General features: G+C 52.2%; 23 protein-coding genes, 1 rRNA gene and 1 riboswitch. Of the genes, 2 read left to right on the forward strand and 22 right to left on the reverse strand.

Translation table 11 applies throughout. From position 1 onward, the window contains the following. Nucleotides 1-37: 37 nt before the first annotated feature. From FYJ78_RS10060 to motA, 17 genes are all read right to left on the reverse strand, one after another. Nucleotides 38-262: a FeoA family protein gene (locus tag FYJ78_RS10060; RefSeq protein WP_154621262.1), complete on the reverse strand. Its 225-nt coding sequence runs from the start codon at nucleotides 260-262 to the stop codon at nucleotides 38-40. A 157-nt stretch (nucleotides 263-419) separates the two neighbouring features. Then, nucleotides 420-1211, reverse strand: a complete 792-nt coding sequence (locus FYJ78_RS10065) for an ABC transporter ATP-binding protein (protein WP_154621263.1) — start codon at nucleotides 1209-1211, stop codon at nucleotides 420-422. A 1-nt stretch (nucleotide 1212) separates the two neighbouring features. Continuing rightward, nucleotides 1213-2226, reverse strand: coding sequence for a FecCD family ABC transporter permease (locus tag FYJ78_RS10070; RefSeq protein WP_154621289.1), 1014 nt, complete (start codon nucleotides 2224-2226; stop codon nucleotides 1213-1215). Nucleotides 2227-2231: 5 nt separating this feature from the next. Further along, nucleotides 2232-3191 (reverse strand): ABC transporter substrate-binding protein, encoded by a 960-nt coding sequence (locus FYJ78_RS10075; RefSeq protein WP_154621264.1) that lies wholly within the window; start codon nucleotides 3189-3191, stop codon nucleotides 2232-2234. Nucleotides 3192-3200: 9 nt separating this feature from the next. After that, nucleotides 3201-3902, reverse strand: coding sequence for a precorrin-2 C(20)-methyltransferase (gene cobI, locus FYJ78_RS10080; protein ID WP_154621265.1), 702 nt, complete (start codon nucleotides 3900-3902; stop codon nucleotides 3201-3203). A 142-nt stretch (nucleotides 3903-4044) separates the two neighbouring features. After that, a riboswitch (cobalamin riboswitch) is annotated at nucleotides 4045-4222 on the reverse strand. A 134-nt stretch (nucleotides 4223-4356) separates the two neighbouring features. Continuing rightward, on the reverse strand, nucleotides 4357-5487 hold the full coding sequence (locus FYJ78_RS10085; RefSeq protein ID WP_154621266.1) for a sodium ion-translocating decarboxylase subunit beta: 1131 nt from the start codon (nucleotides 5485-5487) through the stop codon (nucleotides 4357-4359). 21 nt (nucleotides 5488-5508) lie between these two features. Then, nucleotides 5509-5850 carry an OadG family protein gene (locus FYJ78_RS10090; RefSeq protein ID WP_154621267.1) on the reverse strand — a complete coding sequence of 114 codons (342 nt, stop codon included), beginning with the start codon at nucleotides 5848-5850 and terminating at the stop codon, nucleotides 5509-5511. A 138-nt stretch (nucleotides 5851-5988) separates the two neighbouring features. Continuing rightward, the gene (locus tag FYJ78_RS10095; protein WP_235899998.1) at nucleotides 5989-6780 is read right to left on the reverse strand and encodes a sirohydrochlorin cobaltochelatase; all 792 of its coding nucleotides are present in this window, start codon (nucleotides 6778-6780) and stop codon (nucleotides 5989-5991) included. A 5-nt stretch (nucleotides 6781-6785) separates the two neighbouring features. Next, nucleotides 6786-8135 carry a phosphoglucosamine mutase gene (glmM, locus tag FYJ78_RS10100; RefSeq protein WP_154621269.1) on the reverse strand — a complete coding sequence of 450 codons (1350 nt, stop codon included), beginning with the start codon at nucleotides 8133-8135 and terminating at the stop codon, nucleotides 6786-6788. 102 nt (nucleotides 8136-8237) lie between these two features. Continuing rightward, nucleotides 8238-9845, reverse strand: a complete 1608-nt coding sequence (locus FYJ78_RS10105; protein WP_328597707.1) for an NAD(P)/FAD-dependent oxidoreductase — start codon at nucleotides 9843-9845, stop codon at nucleotides 8238-8240. A 35-nt stretch (nucleotides 9846-9880) separates the two neighbouring features. Then, entirely contained in the window at nucleotides 9881-10822 is a 942-nt protein-coding gene (locus FYJ78_RS10110; RefSeq protein WP_154621271.1) for a CdaR family protein, read from the reverse strand. Beyond that, entirely contained in the window at nucleotides 10819-11658 is an 840-nt protein-coding gene (gene cdaA, locus FYJ78_RS10115) for a diadenylate cyclase CdaA (protein WP_154621272.1), read from the reverse strand. The genes FYJ78_RS10110 and cdaA overlap by 4 nt, the downstream gene beginning before the upstream one ends. A 211-nt stretch (nucleotides 11659-11869) precedes the next feature. Continuing rightward, nucleotides 11870-12892 carry a branched-chain amino acid aminotransferase gene (locus tag FYJ78_RS10120; protein WP_154621273.1) on the reverse strand — a complete coding sequence of 341 codons (1023 nt, stop codon included), beginning with the start codon at nucleotides 12890-12892 and terminating at the stop codon, nucleotides 11870-11872. 95 nt (nucleotides 12893-12987) lie between these two features. Then, entirely contained in the window at nucleotides 12988-14580 is a 1593-nt protein-coding gene (locus FYJ78_RS10125) for an NAD(P)H-hydrate dehydratase (RefSeq protein WP_154621274.1), read from the reverse strand. Beyond that, a complete protein-coding gene (gene acpS / locus FYJ78_RS10130) occupies nucleotides 14577-14954 on the reverse strand; it encodes a holo-ACP synthase (RefSeq protein WP_154621275.1) in 378 nt (125 codons plus the stop codon). The genes FYJ78_RS10125 and acpS overlap by 4 nt, the downstream gene beginning before the upstream one ends. 100 nt (nucleotides 14955-15054) lie before the next feature. Next, a complete protein-coding gene (locus FYJ78_RS10135; protein ID WP_154621276.1) occupies nucleotides 15055-15936 on the reverse strand; it encodes a flagellar motor protein MotB in 882 nt (293 codons plus the stop codon). Between the two features lie 3 nt (nucleotides 15937-15939). Then, nucleotides 15940-16710: a flagellar motor stator protein MotA gene (gene motA, locus FYJ78_RS10140; protein ID WP_154621290.1), complete on the reverse strand. Its 771-nt coding sequence runs from the start codon at nucleotides 16708-16710 to the stop codon at nucleotides 15940-15942. Nucleotides 16711-16956: 246 nt separating this feature from the next. Here motA and FYJ78_RS10145 point away from each other — a divergent pair, with 246 nt between their 5' ends. Then, nucleotides 16957-17850: a LysR family transcriptional regulator gene (locus tag FYJ78_RS10145; RefSeq protein ID WP_154621277.1), complete on the forward strand. Its 894-nt coding sequence runs from the start codon at nucleotides 16957-16959 to the stop codon at nucleotides 17848-17850. Between the two features lie 57 nt (nucleotides 17851-17907). Here FYJ78_RS10145 and FYJ78_RS10150 read toward each other — a convergent pair whose 3' ends face one another. Continuing rightward, nucleotides 17908-19185, reverse strand: a complete 1278-nt coding sequence (locus tag FYJ78_RS10150) for a nickel-dependent lactate racemase family protein (RefSeq protein WP_154621278.1) — start codon at nucleotides 19183-19185, stop codon at nucleotides 17908-17910. Nucleotides 19186-19268: 83 nt separating this feature from the next. Next, the gene (locus tag FYJ78_RS10155; protein ID WP_154621279.1) at nucleotides 19269-20609 is read right to left on the reverse strand and encodes an anaerobic C4-dicarboxylate transporter; all 1341 of its coding nucleotides are present in this window, start codon (nucleotides 20607-20609) and stop codon (nucleotides 19269-19271) included. A gap of 463 nt (nucleotides 20610-21072) precedes the next feature. Here FYJ78_RS10155 and FYJ78_RS10160 point away from each other — a divergent pair, with 463 nt between their 5' ends. After that, nucleotides 21073-22308: an LL-diaminopimelate aminotransferase gene (locus FYJ78_RS10160; RefSeq protein ID WP_154621280.1), complete on the forward strand. Its 1236-nt coding sequence runs from the start codon at nucleotides 21073-21075 to the stop codon at nucleotides 22306-22308. Between the two features lie 49 nt (nucleotides 22309-22357). Here the strand turns inward: FYJ78_RS10160 and FYJ78_RS10165 are convergent, their stop codons facing one another. From FYJ78_RS10165 to rrf, 3 genes are all read right to left on the reverse strand, one after another. Next, nucleotides 22358-22720, reverse strand: a complete 363-nt coding sequence (locus tag FYJ78_RS10165) for a hypothetical protein (protein WP_154621281.1) — start codon at nucleotides 22718-22720, stop codon at nucleotides 22358-22360. Nucleotides 22721-22766: 46 nt separating this feature from the next. Beyond that, nucleotides 22767-24299 carry a hypothetical protein gene (locus tag FYJ78_RS10170; protein WP_154621282.1) on the reverse strand — a complete coding sequence of 511 codons (1533 nt, stop codon included), beginning with the start codon at nucleotides 24297-24299 and terminating at the stop codon, nucleotides 22767-22769. 111 nt (nucleotides 24300-24410) lie between these two features. Continuing rightward, nucleotides 24411-24505, reverse strand: a 5S ribosomal RNA gene (rrf, locus tag FYJ78_RS10175); the annotation flags it as partial.

Consider the following 24505-nt stretch of genomic DNA (forward strand, 5'->3'; position numbering starts at 1 on the left):
CCTCTATGATTCTGATTCCCAAAAAGACCGTGCCTCTTCACGAAGCCATGACGACTTCCACTTTCTCCGCATCTGCACGCCGCAAAGCCAAACTATAAGAACGAACGCCGATAGCCATCGGATCGCCAAACGGCGCGGACCGCAGCACCCTCACTCTCGTCCCCGGAGTCAATCCCATGGTCATGAGGCGCTCCTTTAATTCCGAATCATGAATATGCTGAACTTTGAGCAGCATACCGGGTTTCCCCTCTTTCAATGTCATAGCCAAGCCTCCCGAATCAGTCTGTTGTAAATGATAATGAATTTCGTTTGCATAACTAGGATAACATACACCGGATGAGAATGTCAAGGATTATCATTTTCATTTGTACAAAAAGAAAAAAGCATGTGTAAAGCAAACGCTCACACATGCTCTGAGTTCAATGTGCCGGATGAACCAGCGCAACCGGACACAACACCTTTGCCCCCAGACGATTGGTAAATACATCGGCCTGTACCCGAAATACATCGGCCAGCAGATCTGCGGTCAGAACCTCTCCCGGCCGCCCCTGCGCCCAAATTCGCTTGTCCTTCAGCACGGCAACCTCATCGGAATATTGCAGCGCATGATTAATATCATGCAGAACCATAATGATCGTCATGTGATAATTTTTATTGATGTCTGTGACGATTTGCATCACTTCGAGCTGATGGGCGATATCCAGATAAGTCGTCGGTTCATCCAGCAAAAGAATCTTCGGTTTCTGCGCCAGCGCCATGGCCAGAAACGCCCGCTGACGTTCCCCGCCGGAAAGCGTCTGTACCTGCCGGTTCTGAAGCGATTCGAGGTGCGTAACCGACAACGCCCATTCCACCGCTTCACGGTCCGCTTTTCCATCTGCCCGGCGAAACCAATGCCGATAAGGGAAGCGTCCATAATCTACCAGCTCACGGACCGTCGTATCTGCAGGGGCCGCCGCCCCCTGCGGCAAGATAGCCAAAAGGCGAGCCAGCTGCTGCCGGTCCATGCAGCGTATATCCTGCCCGTTCAGCGCAATCCTTCCGTCATATTCGGTACAAAGTCCGGCAGCAGACCGCAGCAGCGTCGATTTCCCTGCCCCGTTCGGGCCGATGACCGCTGTGCGCCTGCCCTCCGGAAAGGTCAGGGACAGATTATGCAGAATCTCCCGCCCACCGATATGCACACACAACGAATCTACAGATAAAATCATCTTACAGCTCCCTTCGCAGCAAAAACAGGAAGAAAGGCGCTCCCAGCGCCGCCATGATGATTCCCACCGGAAGCTCCACCGGCGCAAAGGCTGTCCGCGCAAAGGTGTCGCTGAACATTACTACGGCAGCCCCCAACAGGACGGAAGACGGAAGGAGAAAGCGATAATCCGAGCCGATCATCAGGCGCGCGATGTGCGGAACGATAAGTCCCACGAAGCCCAACAGGCCAACCACGGATACGGCGCTGGCTGCCAGCAATGCCGCCACAGCAGTCAGAAAAAGGCGCGTGCGTTCCACATGCAGCCCCAGTCCACGCGCCAGTTCATCGCCAAGCTGCAGGACGTTCAGATGTCGGGCAGCCGGCAGGGCAAGAAGCAGTCCAGCCAGCGTATACGGCCATAACAGATCTACATGCGGCCAGCTTCGAGCGGAAAGTCCTCCCACCATCCACATCAGCGCATTGTGAACACGATCGCTGTAAAAAATCAATAAAGCGGAAATACCCGCGCCAAAAAAGGCTGAAACAGCCACTCCGGCCAGAATAATGCGAACGGGCTGAATTCCATTCTTCCATGCCAACAGATAGATCAGGACCGCCGCGCCCATCGCCCCCAGAAAAGCAGCAGGTGTAATCAGCCAGCCAAACTGAGGAAAGGCCAGCATAATCAGAATCCCCATCAATCCCGCGCCGGATGAAACACCGATAATATGCGGATCAGCCAGTGGATTTTTCATAATGGCCTGAAGAATCGCGCCGGACAAGGCAAGATCTGCACCGGTAAGAGCGGCAACGATCGTGCGGGGCAGCCGGATATTCCAAAGGATCTGCTCATGAACTCCCGCGCTTCCGCCCCGAAAGACCGACCAAATCTCAGACAAAGGGATGGAAACGGACCCCTTCATCATACTCAGTATTCCCGCCGCCCCCGGCAACACTCCGAAAAAAATCAGCAGAAGAATCCGCCTTCCCGTCCGACGGGGAATTTCTGACTTCGCCGCCGGGCGCTTCAACATGCCGCTCATGGAGCAAACACCTTCGGATACACGCATTTGGCCATGGTTTCTACCGCCTCAGGATAATGAATGCCGGGACTGAGCAAAAACAATTCCTGCGGCAGATAGTAAATGCGGTTTTCCCGCACAGCTTCCACCGACTGCCAGGCCGGATTGCTCTGCATCATCTCGTCCATCCCCGCCTGAATCTCTTTCAGATTGCCCATACTGGTCACGAATAGGATCTCCGGATTCTGTGCCACCAGCGTTTCCATGCTGTACGGCGCCGCATCCGGATTCTTTTCCAGCGGGGTGATGCCGCTGGCTGCATTCTCCCATCCCAGCATGTGTGCCACAGACCCTGCGATGCTTCCGTCCAGCTGAACCGTAAGTCCCTGATTGGTGCTGTGAATAACAAATACGCGCCGTTTCTGCTGCGGAATCCGGTCACGAACCGACTGGATTTTGTCATCCATCTCACGAACCAGCTGCTCTCCTTTTTCCTTTTCCCCGGTGATCTGTGCCAGAATACCGACTTCGCGCTTGACGTCCTCATAACTCTTCATATCCAGTACCAGCGTGCGAATCCCATTGCTTTCAAGGGTGTCCACCAATTTCTCATTCATTCCCTTGTTGACGATCACCAGATCCGGATTGCAGGACAAGACTTTCTCCACATCAATCTGATATACCTTGCCGACACTGGTCAGGTTCTTCGCATACGCAGGCATTTTGGTTCTGGAATCCGGACGGCCCGCCACGAGTCCGGCTCCTCCGACCGCCTCAAGCGGCTCAAGAAAAGAAGCGGATGTCACAACAATGCGCTGCGGCTTTTCCGCCAGCTCGACCGTCCTCCCCAGATCATCCCGAATCACTGCATAGGAATTCTCCGTTCCCGATGCCCCCCCGCCGTTTTGTTCCGGGCCGCAGCCGGTCAGAGTCAGCATCAAAACCAATCCCAGCAGCAAAAGCAGACAGCGTTTCATGGTCTCACCTCAGTTCTTACGCGTCAAAATCGTAGACAAATAATTCAGCTTCTCCTCTTTATGCGCCTCAATATCGTGGATAATCCGTTCTTCTTCCAGCCCCGCACGGCTGACCAGCACGGCCTGCCGGGACATATCGTGGCGGGCCAGAATATCCGTCACTTCCCCGAAATTTTTATACACTTTCATCAGGACCGCATTATCCGCGGCATCCAAAGCCTTCTCCACCTTTTCTGGAGCAGCCGTAGCGGGAATCACAGCCAAAATATCATTTCCTTCAACGATCGGATACCCCATCTGGCTGCCGATCGCCGCAAAGGCGGGAATGCCCGGTATGGTCCGAATCTCCACCGGCTCATGTTCCAGCAGACGATATACATAGATATACGTGCTGTAAAACATCGGATCGCCAAGTGTCAGAAAAGCAACATTTTTCCCTTCTTCCAGCAAGGCAAGAATTTCCTTTTTATTGTTCGCCCAGGCATCCGTGCTGTTCTCAGCAAAGCCGCGAACCATAGGAAATACCTGATAAACGATTTTCACGTCTTCTTTCAGATACGGCTGTGCAATCGATAAGGCCACACTGCCTTCTTTTTTCTCCGTCTTCGGCGCAATCAGTACATCCACATCCTTGATGGCATGAATCGCCTTGACCGTCAACAATTCCGGATCCCCGGGGCCTACGCCAATTCCATAAAATACTCCGCTCATCAATACCTGTCCTCCATTTCCGCCTTGCTCCGAATCACAAACACAAAAAAACCCTTCTCCTTTCGAAGAAGAGCAACCGACTTAGCCAGCAAAATCCCCTCCCCATCCTTCGTAGGTGCGAAAGAAGCCACCGGCTCCTTTGACGGTGATTGTCAGACAGGCAGTTCTCCTGACTCTGCTTCAGCAAGCTTCCCCGCCTTCCCGGCATCATATCCAGTGGCATATCCCTGAGAAAGCTCTTCACATTACAGTGGCGTGACCGCACCGGCCTTTCACCGGTTTCTCTATTAAGCCTAAGCACCTGTCCCTGCTACTGATTGTACACCGCGTCTCATGGTCTGTCAATCACAGGAAGAGAGGCGCGGCCCCACGATCCATTGTCTCACAAAAAAGGCCGGCCATCCTGCTCAGATGACCGGCCCCTTGCGGCAAATAAATCTGTTGTGATTCTTTGTTATTTCAGCATAGCCAGCATGGTTCCGGCAGCCACCGCCGTACCGATGACGCCGGCAACATTCGGCCCCATAGCATGCATCAGCAGGTAGTTGCCGGGCTTCGATTTCATGCCGACAACCTGACTGACCCGCGCCGCCATCGGCACAGCCGAAACGCCCGCCGAACCGATCAGCGGATTAATCTTCCAGCCAGATACACGGCACATGATCTTGCCAAATATGACGCCGCCGGCCGTGCCGAAGATAAAGGCGATCAGACCGAGAAGAATGATAAGCAGCGTCTGCGGAACGAGAAAATCTTCCGCATTCATCGTCATTCCGGTTCCGGTCGCAAGGAAAATCGTAACGATATTGCACAGCGAATTCTGAGCGGTATCCGAAAGGCGGTCCATAACCCCGGACTCACGGAACAAATTGCCAAGCATCAGGCAGCCAAGCAAAGCAGCAATCGGCGGCAAAAGCAGGCTGATGATGATTGCCGCGACGATCGGGAAGCAAACCCGCTCAAATTTCGTAACCGGACGCATCTGCTCCATGACCACTTCCCTCTCCTTCTGAGAAGTCAGCAGCTTCATAACCGGCGGCTGAATCAGCGGCACCAGCGACATATACGAATAAGCAGCTACGGCGATAGCGCCAAGGAGATGCGGCGCCATCTGAATGGACAGATAGATGGCCGTCGGGCCGTCAGCGCCGCCGATAATGCCAATTGCACCGGCTTCCTGCACATTGAAGCCCAGCATCATAGCGCCCATCAGCGCGACAAATACGCCGACCTGCGCAGCTGCTCCCAAAAGCAGGGTAGACGGACGAGCCAGAAGCGGACCAAAATCCGTCATCGCGCCAATTCCCAAGAAAATCAGCGGCGGAAAAATCTCATTGGCAATGCCGTAATGAATGGCCTGCATCAGACCAGGATCCGTAAGGAAACCCGTCCGCGGGAAATTCGCCAGAATACATCCGAATGCGATCGGCCCAAGCAGCAGGGGCTCGAACTCCTTGACAATGGCCAGATAAAGCAGGACCAGACCAACCAGAATCATAATGCCGTTTCCAGCGGTAAACGCGGCGAATCCGCTGTCATTCCATACCGCCTGCAGCGACACCGCAAATGCATTAAAAAGTTCCATATCTTTTCCTCCTCCCCCGGATTAAAACGGATTGCTGAAAGGAACCCGGCCGGAATTTTTCCATCCGTCGCGGGACAGCGGCCGGATCGCGTGAATCTGTTCGGGGCCATATCCGTAAGAGGACAATGCAGCAGCAATGACGGCAACCACTTCAGGCGATATCCCTTCCTCTGCCGCAGGCGCAGCAGGAGACGGGTCAGGAACAACTGCCGGCGCAGCAGACTCCTGTTTTACCTTCGGCTTGGTCGGATCAAGATAATGAATCAATTTGATCACCAGCCCCAGCGCAATCAACACCAGAAATACGACCGTCATGTTGATGAGCATGATAATGAATGGATTGGATGTTACCGGTTGCGACATAAACTCACCTCATTAAAATAAAAAAACATCCCTGTAAAAAACGAAATCACACCAGCTTTATTATAAAGGAATTTTCAAAAAAATAAAAATAGTTTATGGGAATATCTACGATAGCCCTGAGTTATCCGAATATTTCTCTTATTTATCCGATGCAAGAAGCGCCCGGATGCTGCGGACAAACTGCTCGCGGATTGCCGCGCGCTCTCCCAATGCGTGCAGATCCGTACGCACGGAAAAGCCGGCCGCCAGAAGGCGGCTTTTCCAGGAAGCCGGTTCGTTTCCGGCCATATCCCGGTAAACATGCACGCCGCCCGCCAGAAGCAGCGGCGCCAAAAGAACAGCCTCTGCCCCTCTTTGTTGCAGGCGATTCAGCACCTCGCGGAATCCCGGCCAGTCCGAGGGTTCAAGAACCCCGATATGAACAGGGATATTCCGATCATCCGCCATGCGCTGCAGGCGCTCATAAATCGGATTATGCTGATGCGGCGACCCATGCCCCAGCAAAACAACCTGCTCCGTTCCCCGACAGTCCAGCGACTGCAGAATGATGCGCAAAAGTTCCTCATCCCGCTTTTCTTCTGCAAAAAGCGGAGAACCGATCCGCAGTTCCGCAAAAAGGGGCTGACAGGCCGATGCCGGAAGCCATACCTTTTGAGTATACTCTTCTCCCGGCGTCAAATGAGAGGGCTGCAGAACAACCCGCTCCACACCGCGTTGACGCAAGTCTTCTAAGGCCTCCTCAACGGAAGGAACCAGAACGCCCTCCGCGCGCAGCCGCTTCCGCATAAACTGCGAAGTATACGCCTGACAAACCAGATAATCCGGAAAAGCATGCCGGATTGCCTCAGCACAGGCGTCCAGACTGGCATGACGGGCCGACGCGGAAGCCACACCGAAGCTGACGAACAGAATGGCCTTTTTTCCGTTCAACCCCCTCATCCCTGTTCCTTTTTGACGACATCGGCGATCCGGTGGCAGATCACATCGAGCTGCGCCTGATCCGGTCCCTCTGCCATGACACGAATCAGTGGCTCCGTACCGGACGGCCGTACCAGAATACGCCCATCGCTTCCCAGCTCCTGATCTCCTTCCTCGATAGCCTTCCGGATGGCTTCATTTTCTTCCCATCCATCCTTTGTCGCCACCTTGACATTGACCAGAAGCTGCGGATACGTCGTCATGAGTGCCGTGAGTTCCGAAGCCTTTCTGCCGCTCCGCTTCAAAGAGGAGAGAACCTGCAGCGCAGTAATCGGGCCATCTCCCGTTGTGCTGTAATCGGTAAAAATAATATGTCCGGACTGCTCTCCGCCAATCTTATACCCGTTCTTGAGCATATTTTCCAGAACATAGCGGTCGCCGACCTGCGTGATCTCTGCCCGGCCGCCAGCTTCCCGGATGGCCTTGTGGAAACCAATGTTGGCCATAACCGTCGTGACCACCGTATTATAAGGCAGCGTCCCCTTTTTCATCATATCCTGTGCACACATGACCAGAATATGATCCCCGTCGATCACCTGCCCTTTCTCATCGACGCAAAGGCAGCGGTCCGCATCGCCATCATGCGCAATGCCGAAATCGGCATGGTTCTCCAAAACGGCTTTCTGCAGCGATTCCAAATGTGTGGAGCCGCAGTGATCGTTGATATTCACCCCATTGGGCAGCGCGTGAATGACCTTGACCTTAGCGCCAAGCTCCCGCAAAATCTTCGGCATTACCTCATACGAAGCACCATTCGCGCAGTCCAGAACAATATTCATTCCGTCAAAACGCTCGCTGCAGGTGCTCAGAACAAATTCCACATACTGGTTCAAGAGGTCGGTGCGATACTCAATATGTCCGACCTTGTCGCCGGAAGGACGGGCAAGCGTGTCATCCTGCTCCAACTGATGAACGATAGCTTCCAGCTCATCTTCGACAGCATCCGGAAGTTTGTACCCATCGCCGCCGAAAAACTTGATGCCGTTGTCATGATAAGGATTATGGGAAGCAGAAATGACAATGCCTGCTTTTGCCTTATGGCGGCGGGCCAGATAGGCAATAGCCGGAGTCGGGATCACTCCGGCCAGCATGGCACGTCCGCCTGCCGAACAAATTCCTGCCGTAATCGCTGCCTCAAACATCTCGCCGGACAAACGCGTATCCCGCCCGATCAGAATCAGGGGCTGCTCCTCCGATTCCCTGCCGAAATAAAGCGTAGCCGCGCGTCCCAGCCGATAAGCCATTTCCGGCTGCAGCGTAACATTTGCCTCACCGCGAACGCCATCCGTACCAAACAATCTTGCCATAATATTGTATCCCTCCAATAAGTTCTGCCCTCAGCTTCCCGATTCATGTGTCCTTTCCGGGATGCCTCGTCCTTTCTAGTATGCACAGTTTTTATCCGAAAATCAAATCTTTTTCATAAAATGAAGCGCCGCCTTCATGCCATCCACAGCAGCACTCATAATGCCGCCGGCATAACCGGCTCCTTCGCCGATCGGGTAAAGCCCCGCTGCAGACTCCGATACCATCGTGCCGCGGCTGCGGCGGATGCGGCATGGCGCCGACGACCGGGCCTCCACCCCGGTCATGACTGCTCCTGCATCAGCAAATCCGGGTATTTTGCGGTCAAACCACGGCAATGCTCCTTCCAGCGTTTTCGTCATAAAAGCCGGCAGGCAGCGATGAAGATCAGCAGGACGCACGCCCGGCCGATATGTCGGTGCCGTCAGAAACTGTTCCGAACCGAATCTTCCTGTAAGAAAATCCCCCACCGTCTGAACCGGCGCACAATAATTCTTTCCTCCCAGCTCAAAAGCCAGCGATTCCAGTTCATCCTGCAGCGCCATACCGGCCAGAACCTCCCGGCCAAAATCATCCGGGCCGACTTGCACCAGCAAAGCGCTATTGGCGATTCCGGAATCGCGATGATAATTGCTCATCCCGTTCGTGCAAACATGTCCTGCCTCTGAGGTCGCCGCAACCACCTGCCCGCCCGGACACATGCAAAACGAATACGCGCCCCGCCCTGTCACCGGATCCTTATAGGTCAGCGCATAATCGGCCACCGGCAGCCGGGGATCACCAGCATCATCCCCATACTGAGCACGGTCAATCATCTCCTGAGGATGCTCAATCCGCACACCCATAGCAAAAGGCTTCGCCTCCATGGAAAGCCCATGAGAAAGAAGCATGCGATATGTGTCCCGTGCCGAATGGCCAATTCCCAAAAATACCGTATCCGTTTCCAAACGGTCTTCGCCGTTGACGATCACCGCACGCACCGCGCCATGCTCAAATTCAAAATCCGTAACCTGATGCTCAAAACGTACCTCTCCGCCCAGACGGAGAATCTCCTTTCGGATATTCCGGACTACGCCGCGCAGAAGATCGGTACCAATATGCGGTTTCTGCAAAAACCGTATTTCAGCCGGTGCCCCTGCCCGGACAAAAGCTTCGAGGACGTCCCGCGTATGCGGATCACTGATGCGGGTGGTCAGCTTCCCGTCAGAGAACGTGCCGGCGCCCCCCTCGCCGAACTGGACATTGGACCGGACATCCAGCGCTCCGCCCTGCCAAAACCGAGCAATATCGCGCTGTCTGGAATCCACATCGCGCCCGCGCTCCAAAACCAAAGGCTGAAGGCCGGCTCGGGCCAGCGTCAGAGCGGCAAACATTCCGGCAGGGCCAAAGCCAACGACAATCGGCCGCTTTCCGTCTGTACGGCTGCAAGCGCCCCGGTCAGGCCAGGCCGATGGAAGCGGTTCATCAGACAGCCCGACATTCCGATCACGCCGCAGCGCATTCAGAACGCGCTTCTCAGACACGTTCACACAGACATCCAGCATATAAACAAACTGTATCGGCGCTCCATGATAACGCCTGGCATCCACGGCCTGACGCAGAATTACCACCCCGGAGACAGCCTGAGGTGGTAATTTTAAGCGCCGGGCCGCAAGCTCCTTCAGATCGGTTTCCTCATAAAAAGGAACCTGCATATTTCGAATCCGAATCACTGAACCCATTCACTCCATATCTTTATCTTTCCGCATTATTCATTTTTTCTGGCCCGAACCGTAATATGAACCACCACATCATGATTGGTAACCGTCACGCCATCCGGCAAAATCAGCTTCACTGTCTTATCGGTATTCCGGGTGACATCTGCCAGAGAAACCTTTTCGGTCTCGATCGAAGAGATTCCCGAAATCACCGAATTCTTGCCCGCTATCTCAATCTTCGCCGGATCGACGCGCACCCCTGTAAGCTCATAATCCTTAGACAGGTCATCACCCGTCAACGGCTGAATCGCCACGATCTTTTTCAACAGACCGCGCGCCATCTGCAGCGATACATACATGGCCGACGGACTAACCGTGACCCCCTGTACTTCCCGCCCATCTGCGTTAATAGCCGTCAGCGGAACCTGAAGATCGAAATCGCTGTCATTTTTTCCATTCAAACCGACATAACCGATAACGCGCGCTACCTCATTCACCGCAGATTCCGGCCCCTCGACAGAAACCTCGGGACTGGACTGGCTGACCTTGGCCACGGTCACGCCGGGTGCCGGAGAACCATTGACATAAATATCTGCCCGGACCTGTTTGCTGACAATCGGATCCAGCGTAACTTCCACGGTATCCGGCTTCGCCTCCACCACTTCAAATCCCTGCGGGGCCACGATCTGCACTTTGCAGACATTCTTCCCCTTCTGTGCATCTTTGAGATCTACATATGCCGTAAAATCACTGCCGTCGTTATTCACAAACAGGGAGCGCGGCCCCCGGACCCGTACCTTGAGCGTATCGGCAGACTGTACAACCTTATAGCCGTCCGGTACGTTTTTCATCGTCAGCTGAACAGTGAAGCTTCCATCAATCGACGGATTTTGATCATTCATCACATAGCCCCAGAGGATCAGTGCGACCAGCAAAGCCAGAATCTTGGCAGCCAGGTTATGCTGAATCAGACTGCGGAACGTTGCAATCATTTTTTCTTCCTCCAGTTTCGTACCATATCCTTAAGACCAGCCTGCGGCGAAGCAAACGCCGGCATCAAAACCGCCTGCAAAGTCTCGATATCCAGATGGCGCATAATATGTCCATTTTCCGCCACAGATATCGTGCCAGTTTCTTCACTGACCACGACCACCAGTGCGTCACATTGCTCAGAAAGGCCGATGGCTGCACGATGGCGTGTGCCCAGCTCCGTAGAAAGCGTGCGGTTTTCCGTAAGCGGCAGCAGGCAGCCAGCGGCAATCAGCCGATTGCCGCGGATGATCGCCGCTCCATCATGTAGCGGCGTATTCACAATGAACACGTTCAGCAAAAAATCTGCGGAAATCAATCCATCGATCTGTATGCCGGTCGCACTGATATCATTAAGCCACATATTCCGCTCAATAACCAGCAGCGCCCCCGTCTTGGTAGCTGAGAGCTGCTTGACCGCTTTCGTCAGTTCGAAAACGACAGAACGCGCCTCTTCATCATCCAAAAGCGCGGTTTTTCCCAAAAAACTTCCCTGTCCCAAATGCTCCAAAGCCCGCCGAAGCTCCGGCTGAAAGACAATGGGAAGCGCTACAAAGAGCAGTGTTACCGCCTTCTGCAGCAGCCAGGAAATAACATGAAGCTCCGCCCAGCTGCAAACCATCGTAACCGCCAGAAGCACCAGCACGCCCTTGACCAGCGTAATCGCCCGGGTATCCTTGAGCATAACATAAATTTTATAAAGGATTACCGCAACAATCAAAATGTCGATCGCATCAAACCAGCCAATCGTCGATATGATGCCATGAAATTGCATCGGCAAAGTAATATTAAACGGCATAGACAAAACTCCCCGCTTCAACGTTTCTTTCTCTATTATAAAAAATATTCGAGTTCAGCGCAAAGAAATCCTTGTTCTCTGTGAAAAAATTTAAACAGCGGGAAAAACAGCCATTCCCACAGGCGGCAAAACCATAATAAAACGGCCTCACTGCGCTTCCAGCAAAAAAGGACCAGCCATTTCACTGATCCTCTTTCGTTCCTGCAATATATTATTTGATTTCGCGAATCCAGCCTTCCGGCGCTTCCACCGTACCCATCTGAATGCCGCGCAGCGTATTGTACAGCTTAGTAAGAACAGGCCCCATCTCATCCATGCCGCTGGGGAAACAGATCTCCTTGCCGTGATCGACCACCTTGCCGACCGGGCAGATGACTGCTGCGGTACCGCAAAGCCCGCACTCTTCAAACTCTTCCAGCTCCGTAAGCTTCACCGGACGCGTTTCCACCTTGTACCCCATATCCTCGGCAAGCTTAACCAGAGAACGGCGCGTGATGGACGGAAGGATCGAATCCGATTTCGGCGTTACGATGGTATGATCCTTCGTCACAAACAGGAAATTGGCTCCGCCCGTTTCCTCGACATACGTACGCGTTGCCGAATCCAGATACATATTCTCGTCAAATCCATTCTGATGGGCCAGAATATACGGATACAAACTCATCGCATAGTTCAGCCCGGCCTTAATGTTGCCCGTACCATGCGGTGCTGCACGATCGTAATCACTCACGCAGATCGTAATCGGCTTAACGCCGTTTTTAAAATACGACCCAACCGGCGTGCCGAAAAGGCGGAACTGGTAGGCATCAGCTGGTTTGACGCCGATAACCGGCCCCGTAGCAAACAAATACGGGCGAAGATACAGCGCTCCGCCTGTCTCATAGGGCGGAATCCAGTCGACATTCGCGCGGACGACTTCATCCACGGCCTCCAAAAACATCTCTTCCGGAACAGGAGGCATTTCCAGCCGCTTGGCAGAATCAATCATGCGTTTGGCATTCATATCCGGCCGGAACGTCACGACCTTTCCGTCCTTCTGCTTATATGCCTTCAGTCCCTCAAAAACTTCCTGACAATATTGCAAAATACCGGCACACTCATTGATCACGACATTGGCGTCATCCGTAAGACCGCCCTTTTCCCATTTTCCCTCTTTAAAATTTGCTACATAGCGCTGAGAAATCGGCTGATAACTGAATCCCAGATTCTCCCAGTCCACATTCACTTTTGCCATAGTAAAGCCCCTTTTCTTTCTTCAAAGTAACTTTATTCTAGCCCCGTCCTATACACTTGTCAAGTACATCAAAGAAGGAAAATAGACATTTTGACTCATTCCCCTCTTCTTGTTCCTTGCATAAATACATTTGTTTTTATCTTTTTCTGGAAAGAAACCCGTACTTCCGGCAAAGCCTCCCGAATATCGGAAGCAATCAATGCTTCGCCCTTCCGTTCATAAGCGAGATCCCCGGCCGCTCCATGAAGATACACGCCGAGGAGCGGTGCCAGCGCACTTTTCATCTGTTTCATCAATCCGGCAATCGTACCGGCCAAAACATCTCCGCTGCCCGCCGTGGCCATCCCCGGATTTCCCTTTGTCGTAAAGAAAACATCTCCATCCGGATAAGCCACAATAGTACACTCGCTTTTCACGACCAGAACACTTTGATACTCCGCCGCCGCGTCCCGTACCACCGGCAGCAAAGACTCCCGGAGCTCGGGAACCGGCACCCCCAGCAGGCCTGCCATCTCGCCGATATGCGGCGTGAGCACAGGGATCTGCGGCAGAGCGCTCAAATCATCCGGACAACTGCGAAAGGCATAAATGGCATCAGCGTCCAGGACCAGCGGTTTGTTGACCTTTGCGACAAAGAAACGAACCAGTTCCATCGTCTCCTCAGCACGGCCCAGGCCCGGTCCGATCAGGACGGCATCATATTCCGAAGCCAGAGAGAGCAGCGCTGCCAGCGCTGCTTCTCCGCCAAAAATTCCCGGCGTCTGCTCCGGAATCGGCCGAGTCATCACCTCCGTCAGCTTGATTTCCATGAGATCATGCAGGCTTTCCGGAACCGCCAGCGTCACGATCCCGGCCCCGGCCCGCAGAGCGGAGGAAGCCGCAAGCGCTGCCGCGCCCGTCATCCCGCGGGATCCAGCAATGACCAGAATGCGTCCGCAGGTGCCCTTATGTGCAGACCGTGCGCGAACAGGAAGCAGCAAAGACGCCATCTCATCATCCAGCAGGGCCTGATGGATTTGCTCCTCCTCCAGCAGCGGAGACGGCAGGCCAATATCATCCACCGTCCAGCTTCCGCAGTACTCTGCGCCGGGACTGAGCAAGTGACCGGGCTTCGGCAGTCCGAGGACCAGCGTCCGGTCGGCCTGCACGGCAACAGAGAGAACCCGCCCCGTGTCCGCCTCCACACCGCTCGGAATATCGATGGAAAGGACGGGTTTACCGGCCGCATTGATCTCTTCGATGACCCGCAAGGTCGGCTTGCGCAATTCGCCGGTGAAGCCGGTTCCCAATATTCCGTCCAGCACCCCATCGGCCAGCTTCAGCGCAAAATGAAGACGATCCCAGTCTCTGTCACATTCCAGGCGATGAATATCCAGCCCCATTTTCTGCAGCACCTGATACATGCCCGCCGCCGATTCCGTAAAATGATCCGGATTCCCGGCCAAAAACAGTTTAAGCCTCGCCCCCTGATTAAACAAATGACGGGCCGCAGCCAGAGCATCTCCCCCGTTATTGCCGCTTCCGGACAAAATACAGATGGTCTTTCCCTTTACGCCATGCATAAGCGCCGCCATCTGCTCGGCGGCGCGATGCCCGGCATTCTCCATAAGCAGCAGTTCCGGGAGGCCATACCGCTCTGCGGCAGCCTGATCAATCCGGCGCATTTCTCTTACCAGCGATACCTTCATCCGTCTCCCTCCATCACGCACTGGGCCGTCGCATATCGGGCCGTATGGCTCAGTGAAATCCAGATTCGCCGCACACCCTTCGCCGCAGCGGTTCGGTCCAGCTGACCGGACAATCTGACTTGCGGACATCCGAGTTCGTCCGGCAGAATCTCAATCTCCTGCAGCGTACCGCCGCGCAGCCCTGTTCCCAGCGCTTTGAGTACGGCCTCTTTTCCCGCAAACCGGGCCGCAAAGCTCTCGTTTCCCTGAGCGCCGCGCTCTATACAATAGCGTTGTTCCCCCGGCGTATACACTCTCTGGCGGAATCGCGGGTTTTCCAAAGCCCGCCTGATGCGATCCACTTCAATAAGATCCGTACCGATCCCCAGAATCATCCCTTCCGCCTCCTGTCTTTACAAAGATAAGCCTTCCCCATCAGGGGCGTTTCCCCTTCCGTGAAAGGCTTATTGCTTCCATACAAAAATTCAAAAACGATCAATATGAGGTCGTGGCCATAGAACTTCCTGCCGCCCCATTCGTCGAAGAAATGTTCCCCGTTGTACCAGAAACCGGCATGCCATCCGCACCGGTATCCGGCTCGCTCGTCTGCTTGCTGACATCCTTCTCATCCGGATCAAACCGATAGTTCCGGGCAATAAATACCTCTACCCGCCGGTTTTGCGAGCGTCCGGCCTCCGTATTGTTATCGGCAATCGGACGGTATTCGCTGTAACCGATCGCGCTGAATCTAGCAGGATTCAGCGAAGCATTAGCCGCCAGCAGGGCCTTCATAAAATTCATAGCGCGCGTCGCGCTGAGTTCCCAGTTCGACGGGAACTCAGCACTGCTGATGGGAACATTATCCGTATGGCCAGATACCACGACCCGCTCGGGAACAGACGACAGCAGCCCGGCCACCACCGGAACAATCGACTGCGCCTGCCCGGCCAACTGAGCAGATCCGGATGGAAACAGCGCGCGTTCCTTGATGCGGATCATGAGTCCCTCTTCGGTCAGCTGCGTACTGATCTGTTCCTGCAGGTTGTTCTGCTCAATGTACTCCTCCATCTTCTTCTGCACTTCCTGCAGCTGCTGGCTCTCCGCCAGATACGCATGGGTTCCCTTATCCTCGTCGGACGGCATATCCGCTCGCCGACCGACATTGGGTCCCATCTGATTGAAAAAGGACGGACCGCCCATGTTAAAGGCAGAACTAAAGGCCTGCGACAGCTCGGAAACCTTCTTCTGATCCGTCTGAGAAATGGCAAACAAGGAGATGAACAGCGCCAGCAGCAAGGTCATCAAGTCAGAATACGGCAGGAGCCATGCCTCGCTGTTTTCCTCCTCATGTTTCTTCCCGCGTTTTTTTCTTGCCATCCATCATCCCTCCCTCTTGAGTCCATCCCGTTCAGACTGCGGGATAAACACCATGAGTTTCGCCTCAATCTGTGTAGGCGAATCACCGGCCTGCAAGGAAAGAATGCCTTCAATAATCATGCGCTTCTCACTGACTTCTGCCTCAGAAAGCAGTTTCAGCTTATTGGCCAATGGCAGATAAATAACATAGGCCGAAAAAATACCGAGGATCGTTGCGACAAAAGCCGCCGCGATAGCATGCCCCAGCTTATTGACATCATTCAGATTTCCCAGTGCAGCAATCAGTCCAACCACGGCGCCCAACACTCCCAAAGTCGGTGCATAAGTACCGGCCTGTGTCAGGATCGAGCGGCTCACCGCATGGCGCTCCTGCATAACCGCCAGCTCCGCATCCAGAATATCGCTGACGAAGTCCGGATCCATGCCATCGATAACCATGCCGAGACCGGACCGGAAAAACGGATCCTCAATATCCTGAACACGCCCTTCTAGTGCCAGGATTCCCTCACGACGGGCAATCTGCGAAAGCTCGATAAACAAACTCAAAAGCTCTGCCTTTTCATGGAGTGCCGGTTTATGAAACGTCATTTTTATCAGCTTCGGCACGGCCTTCAGCTGGTTCATATTAAAACCGATAAACAAGCACGAAAACGTACCGCCGATAATGATCAAAAACGCGGCCGGGTTATTAAGTGCCGTAAGCGGCGCACCTTTCAGGATCATACCGACGAAGATGGAAATAAATCCCATAACCACGCCGATGACAGTTGACATCTCCAAAATAAAAGCCCCCCTAAATCTTCCTTTGCCATTTCCTTACCAGGAACGGACTTTCTCTCCGTAAAATCCATTTTAACATATCTATTATATTCCATGCAAAGAGAAAAAATCCTACTGTTCGCCGACAAAATATTTTTTCGTTTTTTTATAATAATTTTCGATTATCGTATCATATATTCATCAAAAGTATGATATAATATAAACGAAATAAAACGAATTTATACAGAAAGAAGCGATTCTATGGAACTGAGACAACTCGAATATTTCCAGATGGCCAGCCGTCTGCGGAATATCACCCGGGCTGCTGAACGTCTCCGAGTCTCACAGCCAAACATCACAGTAGCAATCAAAAAACTGGAAGCGGAGCTTGGCATCCAACTTTTTGACCGCAGCCAAAAACAGCTCTCCCTGACGCCGGAAGGTGCCGTCTTTTTGAACCGCGTAGAACTTGCCCTGCGCAATATACAGGATGCTGTGCTCGAAGTCAACGACTACAAGCAGCTGCAAAAAGGAACCATTAAGATCGGCATTCCGCCCATGATGGGCGCCTATCTGTTTCCCCGGATCTTCTCCAGTTTTCAGCGCCGTTACTCCCACCTTGATATTTTCATGCACGAGGAAGGCTCCATGTCCATCCGGGAACAGCTGGAACGCGATGAACTCGATTTCGGGATCATCATCATCTCCGGTGCTTCACATCACCTCCAGCTTCTCCCCATGTCAAAAAATCAGGTGGTATGCTGCGTGCCGGAAAACAGCCCGCTGGCCCAGAAAAAAACCATTTCCCTGCAGGATGTGGCGGAAACCAATGTCGTCATGATGAAGGAAGGCTCCTTCCTCCGCCAGACTATCCTGGCAAAAATGAAAGCGGCCAACGTGGCCCCCAACATCGTTCTGGAATCCAATCAGGTCGTCACCTTGAAGGGATTGGTCGCCAGCGGCGTTGGCGTAGCGTTCCTGCTGGACATGGTCGTCGAAGACACACCGGGCATCAAAGCCATCCCCTTAGCCGACCCGATTTTTGTTGACGTAGGCCTTGCCTGGAAAAAAGATCGCTACATCTCAAAAGCAGCGCAATCTTTCATCGACTTCTGCAAAGATCTATTAAAAAAGAAACAAGAGGAAGATACCTGACTTCACGGTATCTTCCTCCCAGAAAAAAGAGAGCAGGTTTGACCCGCTCTCTTTTTCTTATTCGGATTTCAAAAGAGGAACCGTCAGACTCCCCGTCGGCATCAAAATATACTCAGGATTGTCGCCTACATACGATCCGGCCAGTGCCAGTGCCTCCTCGACGGTATCCACTGCGCCGTCAAACAGCATATCCTTCGCCAGCTGACGGTCCAGCCCGGTAACCAGAATAAAATGCGCTTTTCGGGTGAGTCTGGTGATCGCATACGCTTTGTTCGCGCCGATCACAAAACGCTCCCGCAGCTTCGCCTCAATGGCATCCGCCGACCCGAGCGTCCGGCAGGTATCCTCCAACACTTTGCTTCCGCTGCCTTCCTCACATTCCGCCAGCAAAATGACCACGCCGCCCTGCCGTGTCGCCAGAACCGCATTATCCATGGTTTTCTGCATCTGATAGACATTGATATCCTTGGGATATCCGCCGCAGCTGGCAATGGTGATATCGGCCTGACGGGGAATTTCCACGCCATATACCTGATCGACAAAGCGGCAGGCTTCCTGATGTGCCTTTACATAATCACCAGCGAACATCCGGAGAAACCGATGCTCAGCGTCCAGAATGGCATTGAACAGAATAACACTGCGCCCCTTCGCCCAAAGCGCCACCCCTTCCATCTGATCTTCATAGACCGGATTGCCCGTCGTGCGCCCCAGGCCGGCATGAGGATCCATCATGAAGCTGTGATTATGCCGAACGGTTTCCATCGCGGCGCATCCCGGAAGAACCGCTTTACGGCCGCCGCCATAACCACTGAAATAATGATGAACAATCGTTCCAGTCAAAATGACATGATCACTGTGGCAGATATGCTTATTGATCAATACAGGGGTGAAACGGCTCGTCGTGCCGAAATACTCAAAATCCCCCGGAACGTTACAGTCGCTGTTGTACATCCGCAAACGGCTGGCGACTTCGTCCCCGACGCCCTCCGCCATTTCTTCCTTCGTCATCAGCCGATGCGTTCCCAAAGAAAAAACAATCTGCATATTTTCATCCGGAACACCAAGCCGGTTCATTTCATTGACCAAAACCGGCATGAAATCAAAACTGTTGGCCACACGGGTCGGATCATTGCAAATAAAGGTAATGGTATCTCCCGGCTTAATGATCTTGTCGATCGGCTCCTGACCGATCGGATGATAGATAGCATCCAGCACAGCCTGCTTCACATCAGTCAGCGGAGCAACGGACGGCATCTCCACCTCGCGAATCAGACGCGATTCATCCAACGAAAACGACTTGGTTCCATGCCCATAAGGAAACGTATAAGTTTTCATCCATACATCCTCCTGAATAATAAGAAAAAGATGACATCCATCGTGTCATCTTTTTCTCTTCGTTTATCCGAACCTGCACATGCTCAATAGAGGATATGTGCAATCACAAAACCTGCGCAGCAGCCCGTAAATACACCGAGAAGACCCGGAATCATGAAGCTGTGATTCAGGACATACTTGCCGATCTTCGTCGTACCGGAACGGTCAAATCCGATGCAGGCAAGATCCGACGGATACGTCGGCAGGAAGAAATAACCATAAATCGCTGAAATAAAGGAAATAATGATGACCGGATCTGTACCGATTCCAAGTGCCATCGGAACGACAATCGAAACCGCAGCGGCCTGCGAATTAACCAGCTTAGACGTAAAGAACGCGATCAGCGCATAGGCCCACGGATAACTCTGAACCGCAGTGCCGAGCACTTCCTTCAGGAAGGCCATATGATTGGAGAAATACGTATCGGCCATCCAGGCAACACCGTAAACCGAAATGACGGCGACAAGACCTGCGCGGAATACCTGACTGTTGCCGACTTCTTTTGCCTTCACCTTGCAGGAGAACAAAATGATCGCACCGATAAACAGCATGACCATCTGAATGACCGTCGTCATGGAAATCGCCTTCATGACGCCCTTTGCATCCGGAAAATGCGGAAGCATCCATGAGCAGTTGCCAAGGACAGCAATGACGATAATACCGGCGAAGAAAATATACATGGCACGATAATACGAAGACGGCAGTTCTTTATTGACCAGACTCTCCGTATCGCCAAAAACGTATTCTTTCTGCTCAGGATCCTTGATGAGCTCCTGGAACTCCGGATCATCTTCCAGATCCTTGCCGCGGCGATAGCTCCACAGTGCGGCCACGATAACGCCGCAGAAGGTAGCCGGAATCGATACAGCCAGCAGATTCAGAACCGTGTACGGCAGGCCAGCCGAGGCAAAAAAGCCGACAAATGCGACGAGCGCAACAGAAACCGGGGAAGCACTGATGCCCATCTGCGAAGCAACGGAAGCGACCGCCATCGGACGCTCTGGACGGATTCCCTCCTTAATTGCAATATCATAGATAATCGGGAACATCGTATAAACCACATGACCCGTGCCGCAGAGGATCGTCAGCAGCCAGGTCGTAATCGGCGCATAAATCGTAATGCGCTTCGGATTGCTACGCAGGAATTTCTCCGCGTATTTCAGCATAACCGTAAGACCGCCGGACGTCTGCAGGAAACCTGCGCAGGTGACGACTGCCATGATCGTGAGCATGACGTCCACCGGCGGTTTGCCCGGTTTATAACCGAAAACAAAGGTAAAGACAATAAGACCGATTGAACTGACAACAGCCAGTCCGATACCACCATGACGCACACCGACAATCAGACATGCCAGCAGTACCAGAAATCCGAGTAACATTTCCATGAATGAACTCTCCTTCCCAAAAAAAATAAAATAAGAACCCTTCTGTGCCCATTCCCTTATCATAAAATAACTTCTATGAATGATAAGGAATACGACATCCCTACAACTTGGAGGGATTGTATCAGTTTCCCCTGTTTTATTATGTTCGCTGCTTCTCTGAAAATCCCTGCTAATCAAGAAAAATTTTCTTATAAAGCGTTAAGAACAATAGCAACTGATACGCGCCTTCTCCGAATCCGAGTTTCATTATACTACAAAGTCCTTCAATAAGTAAACATTATTTATCATAAAATAAATCAATAATAGTAATTATTTATTATATAGTAAATTTTATTCATCGTTCTTCTTTGCCCCGCAGAAATGACAGAAAAAATTTTGGGCAACATCATTGTAAAAGCATAGTATTGTGTTATAATATGCTAAAAAGTTATATTTTAAGAACCACATCAGGAGGTACATCCACATGGCAACCATTAACGATAACTATTTGAAGCTGCCCGGCAGCTACCTGTTCGCAGAAATCGCGCGGCGCGTTGCCGCATTCAGGAAGGCCCACCCTGAAGCAGACATCATCCGTCTGGGAATCGGCGACGTAACCCAGCCGCTGCCCATGGCCTGCATCGAAGCAATGCATAAAGCCGTAGATGAAATGGCTCATGCAGAAACATTCCACGGCTACGGTCCGGAGCAGGGATATACCTTCCTCACCGACGCGATCATCGAACACAATTATACCCAGCGTGGCATTCAGATTGACTCTGATGAAATCTTCGTCAGCGACGGATCCAAAAGCGACTGCGGAAACATTCAGGAAATCTTCGGCACGAACAATAAGGTAGCCATCACCGATCCGGTCTACCCCGTGTATCTGGATACGAATGTCATGGCAGGGCGTACCGGAACGCTGAAAGCGGACGGACATTTTGAAGGCGTTACCTATCTGCCCTGCGATGCCAGCAACAATTTCGCACCGGAACTGCCGAAAGAACACGTCGACATGATCTATCTCTGCTGCCCGAACAATCCGACAGGAACGACACTTTCTCGTCAGGAACTCACAAAATGGGTCAACTATGCGCGCGAAAATCAATCCGTCATCCTGTTTGATGCCGCCTACGCCGCCTACATTACAGAAGACGACGTCCCCCGCTCCATCTACGAAATTGAAGGCGCCAAAGAGGTAGCGATCGAATTCCGCTCTTTTTCAAAGACAGCCGGATTTACCGGTACGCGCTGCGGATATACGATCATCCCGAAAAACGTAAAAGGAAAAGCAGCAGACGGCACGCTGGTAGAGTTTAACAAACTCTGGAACCGTCGTCATACGACAAAGTTCAACGGTACCGCCTACATTGTTCAGCGCGGCGCAGCAGCAATCTATACCGAAGAAGGACAGCAGCAGGTCAAAAAAACCATCGCGTATTATATGGAAAACGCCCGCATCATCCGTGAGGGACTGCAGGCGGCCGGCATAACGGCCTATGGCGGGATCAACGCACCGTATATCTGGCTCAAGACGCCCAATGATATGCCATCCTGGGACTTCTTCGATAAACTCCTCGCCGATGTCAACATCGTCGGCACGCCGGGAGCCGGATTTGGCCCCTGCGGAGAAGGATATTTTCGTCTCACCTCCTTTGGCGATCGGGAAAATACGCTTCGCGCAGTAGAACGTATCAAAAACCAGCTTCATTTCTAATTCACTGCACGAAAAAAACAGTGGACCGTATGTGATGGTCCACTGTTTTTTAGTGCAGCAAAAGATTAGACAAAAGCCAAACCGCAACGCCTACCCCGCCTAAAACCAGCAATACCGGGAGTGCGATGAAAAACAAGAATACCAGCAGCGCGCTGACTCCAAGGATCAGCGCCAGACGCGTTGTCCAATCGGATTTCTTCCACAGCCAATCTGTCCAGCCATGATGAGAGGTATATGCGGAAAATCTTGGAAACGACGAATTGGCTTCATCACTGTGTCTCCGATAATCTGTACCATGACGGAACGTGGACGATGCCTCCGTCTCCTCCGTTCCTTCAATAATCGTTACCCCATCATATTGTTCCTTCTCCTCCTCCGACATCACCCGGACTTTCGAACGCTCCTCGTCCATCCAATTTCCCCCTTCCTTGAACTGTGCAGCACAGCCAATCATCCAATCACATCATATATAACGAACGAATAAACCCATCCTCGGTCAGATAACGCGGATCATACGGCACACAATGAAGCAGGTCCTCCATTTCCATCATATATCCCCGCACATCAGCCACCTCTGCGCCTAAAAAATCAGAAATGCCTGGGACGTTTTCCAAATCCATACCATTCAACTTGGCAAATTCCAGAAGCACCGCAATAAAAAGCGCCGCGGAATCGTTAGGAAAAGACTTTTCGGACCGTACAGACATATAATCCGCCAAAAAACGACATAACAGTTTCACCGCATAACAGCTGAACCCAAACTGCATCCCATATTGCTTCAAACGCTTTATTTCCTTTGCATACTCTCCCGGCCGATGTTTCTGGTGAACCAAAACCGGAAGAGTATGCACCGGCGGAAGGACAGAAAGCTGTGCACAACGCGCCAAAATATTCAGCGTATGACGCACCAGCCCCGCTTCCCGGGAAAAAAACGCATGAAGAGAAGCGTCGGGTTCCTGACACCGATAACGCGTATATTGCTGAAGAACAATTTCCTTCATCCTTTTCTGCAGGTTCCGGCTGGCCGGAAGCACAGTGATGCGATTAACCAGCACCACCCCCAGCGTATTGATATGGCCGAAAAGAATACACGGCTCAAGCGGAGACGGCGTATGGTCCGGCACAGGCAGATCAACCAGTTCATCCGTAAACAGATCGCGGCAGAGAATACCATCCGGATAACATTCTTCCACAGAATAAACGCCAAATTTTGCATGCATCAGATCAAGAAGAATATCCCGTTCCGATCCATTGAGTTCCTCCTGCTGAAAGAAAACCTGAATGGGGATCATATCCGTCTCAATCATATGATAATCAAACAAAAAGTAATCCCAAAAACCACTCCAAAAATGCTCGCGTTCCGCTCTCTCCATCTGCTCATTTTGTATATCAAACTGAGGGCCCACATACAAAAAAACCGCCCGCTCCAGATCCGCCTTATACTTCGCTGCATGAAAGAAACGATGAATCCGCTCCAAAAGCATGTCCATCATATCCGACAAACATTGCATCGTGTCGTCGCTAAGCGTTTCCATGCGTGCCAGAGAACTGTAAAATTCATCCGTAGAACGGCGCGGAGGAAGGAAAAAATGACCTTGAACATAAAGAGATTCCTTCGTCTCCTTCAGCAAAAAATGAATATCATCGATTTTTCCTGCATCCATCAAATAATTCAGAAACTGACCGGCCACATGCAAAAAAGCTAAAATGCACGATTCATTCAAAGAAAAGGAATCCTGCTCACTGTGATACCGATAAAATATTTCCTGATAATCATAAGCCGTCAAAGAGGCAAGCGAATACAGGTTCATTTGATCGGTATACGTTACGAGGATTGCAATAACACTCCATGCCTTTTTCAGTTTTTCATCCGAATCACCCTGCCAGGCTCGACGGCGCAAATACTTTTCAGCCTCTCCCTGCGCCAAAATTTGTTCCGAAGAGGGATTTGCCTGATAAAAATGCTCAACCTGAGCATAAACATTTTCCATAATCACTGATCCTTATTAATTTATCGTTGCAAATGACATTATAACATAAGACCAGTCTTTCTTCAAAAAAGAACGATAAGAAAAAGACGCCCCGCAGGACGCCTTCAATGAAACCGGCAACTTCCTATCCTCCCAGCCCGTCTCCAGACAAGTACTTTCGGCCTCTGAATGCTTAACTACTGTGTTCGGTATGGGAACAGGTGGAA

The sequence above is a fragment of the Wylensekiella montiformis genome (assembly GCF_009697385.1).
GTDB lineage: Bacteria > Bacillota > Negativicutes > Selenomonadales > Selenomonadaceae > Selenomonas_A > Selenomonas_A montiformis.